This window comes from Oleiphilus sp. HI0067 (assembly GCF_001635735.1).
This window is the reverse complement of sequence record NZ_LWFI01000954.1, coordinates 1-1,951: the sequence shown is the minus strand read 5'-3', so window position 1 is coordinate 1,951 and position 1,951 is coordinate 1. Positions and strand designations below refer to the sequence as shown.

General features: G+C 46.1%; 2 protein-coding genes. Both read left to right on the top strand.

Annotation, left to right across the window (positions count from 1 at the left end):
- Window positions 1-817 (top strand): autotransporter outer membrane beta-barrel domain-containing protein (locus A3739_RS11995; protein ID WP_156502555.1); only part of this gene is annotated, 817 nt, incomplete at its 5' end.
- A 92-nt stretch (window positions 818-909) separates the two neighbouring features.
- On the top strand, window positions 910-1,800 hold the full coding sequence (locus A3739_RS11990; RefSeq protein WP_068474891.1) for a bile acid:sodium symporter family protein: 891 nt from the start codon (window positions 910-912) through the stop codon (window positions 1,798-1,800).
- Window positions 1,801-1,951: the final 151 nt, after the last annotated feature.

The following is a 1,951-nucleotide window of genomic DNA, read 5'->3' as shown; positions in this document are numbered from 1 at the left end:
TGTTTGGGCTGACGTATCTCGTGTCGATGGCAGTATTGATGCAAGCACAAACGAAGCAGGTTTTGAGTACGATCTGACTCAGATGACGCTTGGAGCGAACCTGCTCTCAACGCGTGATAGTTATGCTGGTGTCTACTTTAGTGTGGTCGATCAAACCATGGATGAGCATGACGCTCAGAGCATTAGTTTTTATACTTCGGGCTATCACTTTGAGGCTTACTGGAGTGGTCGGTTTGAGAATCAGATCGAGCTCGATGGTGTTATCGGCTATGGCATGAATGAGACGGACTCGGTTCGTAGTCTAACAACTGCACCGAAAGCTGAGGCGACCTTTGATTCGGATTTTGTCTATGTCGCCTTGCAGGTTGCCAAACCTATTTATAACTCTGAACTTGTGAATATCGCGCCTTTTGCTTCGATTAGTCACGTGAGAGCAAGTCAAAACGCCTATTCTGAGACCGGCGGTGCTGCCTTGGCGATGAGCGTAGACAAAAGCGATGCCGAGTCTTCATTAATGGGTTTGGGTCTGGCATTTGAAAAGTACCTTGATGATCACGAGGGTTTGAGCGCTAATGCAATATTGCGTTATGACCGTGATTTGAGTGCCGATAAAAGTGGCGATCACTCTGTTACTGTCACCTCAGGCGCTACCGGCACTTATACTGGTCAGAATCGCGGCGCGAATACTTGGATTGGCGGTTTGGCCCTTCGTTATCACTTTGCAGAGCAGCATGCCTTGGGAGGAGGGGTAAGCTATAGCAAATTTGATAATGGTGATGAGCACGGTTTTGGTTTGAACTACAGCTATCAATTTTAATTGATGATTGAAAACTGAATTCGAGTTGACATCGTTCTGTTAAACAAGCCATCTTGTGTGATGGCTTAACAATAACAACAGACGAGCTTTCCATGAATTCAACACCAATCCTTACGATTTTCCTTCCTGCTAGTCTCGGCATTATTATGCTTGGGCTGGGTTTGTCCTTAACGATTTCTGACTTTACCCGCATCTTTAAAATGCCAAAGCCGGTGCTAATAGGCTTATTTTGTCAGGCTATTATTTTGCCAATCGCATGCTTTGGTTTGGTCATCGCATTTGCTCTTCCTCCAGAATTGGCGGTTGGGCTAATGTTGCTCGCGGCATCCCCAGGGGGGACCAGTGCTAATTTATTTAGTCATCTTGCGCATGGCGATGTGGCTTTGAATGTGACGCTCACCGCCATTAACTCTGTTCTATGCATTGTTACGCTGCCAATCATTGTGAATTTGAGTTTGTTTTACTTCATGAGCGAGCAAGGTAGTGTCGGCTTACAATTCTCTAAGGTACTTCAGGTTTTTGCGATTGTGTTGATTCCGATCGGCATTGGGATGACGATTCGGCGCTTTAGAAAAGGCTTTGCTGAGGTCATGGAAAAGCCAGTTAAGATTATGTCGGCACTATTCTTAGCCTTGGTTGTTGTGGTTGCCGTGATGGAAAGTTGGGAGCAGTTTACTCAGTACTTTGCGATTGTTGGTGCAGCAGCACTAGCGTTTAATCTGATTAGTTTGGGCGTTGGTTACGGCGTGCCTCGCTTGTTGAAGCTGGAGCTCCGTCAGAGCATTGCGATTGGTATGGAGATTGGTGTTCACAATGGTACTTTGGCGATAGCCATTGCCTTGTCTCCAATGCTTTTGAATAACGGGGTGATGGCCGCGCCAGCTGCTATTTATAGCGTCATTATGTTTGTCACAGCAGCTTTATTTGGCTTACTGGTAAACAAAATTCACGGAGATCAACTCGGTAATAACACCGCAGCTTAATGATCAAGGTAGATTGCGCCACGCCTGCCAGTAAGGCTTTGGCTCAATTTATGATTGTGGTTCGTTGAAGCGTGCTATCAAGGTTTTTGCTGCGTCGTAAGCAGTGAGTTTCCCTGAAATTACTTGTTCCTGCAGTTGAGGGAGCGATTCT